Below are 583 nucleotides of genomic sequence, written 5' to 3' on the forward strand. Positions count from 1 at the left end.
GTGGAGATGAGAAAGAAACCCGGAACCAAGCAGAGCCACGGTGAGAAGGTCATAAAGGACATTCGCCGTGCGACCCGCAAACAGTATTCCGCAGAAGAGAAGATTAGGATCGTGCTGAACGGCCTAAAAGGCGAGGACAGCATTGCAGAGCTGTGCCGTCGTGAGGGCATCGCGCAGAGCCTTTATTACAGCTGGTCCAAGGAATTTCTGGAGGCCGGCAAGAAACGTCTGGCCGGCGACGCGGCCGGCGCGGCAACTTCCACCGAAGTGAAGGATCTGAGACGGGAAGCCCGTGACCTGAAGGAGGTGGTTGCCGAACAGGCTCTTGAACTGCGGTTGCTCAAAAAAAGCATGATCGCGGATGGGGACGACGACGAATGAGATATCCCGCATCCGAAAAACTGGAAGTCATCCGCTTGGTTGAGCAATCGCATCTGCCGACCAAGCGCACTTTGGAGAAGCTGGGCATTCCGAAGACCACCTTCTATCGCCGGTACGACCGATATCTCGTCGGCGGCCCCGAGGCGCTTGAAGATCGTAGACCCACGCCGTCACGGGTCTGGAACCGCATTCCCACGCCAGT

The 583-nt window shown here is 57.5% G+C and carries 1 pseudogene; it reads left to right on the plus strand.

The features are described 5' to 3' along the window. Positions 1-6: 6 nt before the first annotated feature. Positions 7-583: pseudogene (locus tag ACR0AW_RS21205) on the plus strand (transposase); the annotation flags it as partial.

Source organism: Ruegeria sp. C5 (assembly GCF_056537605.1).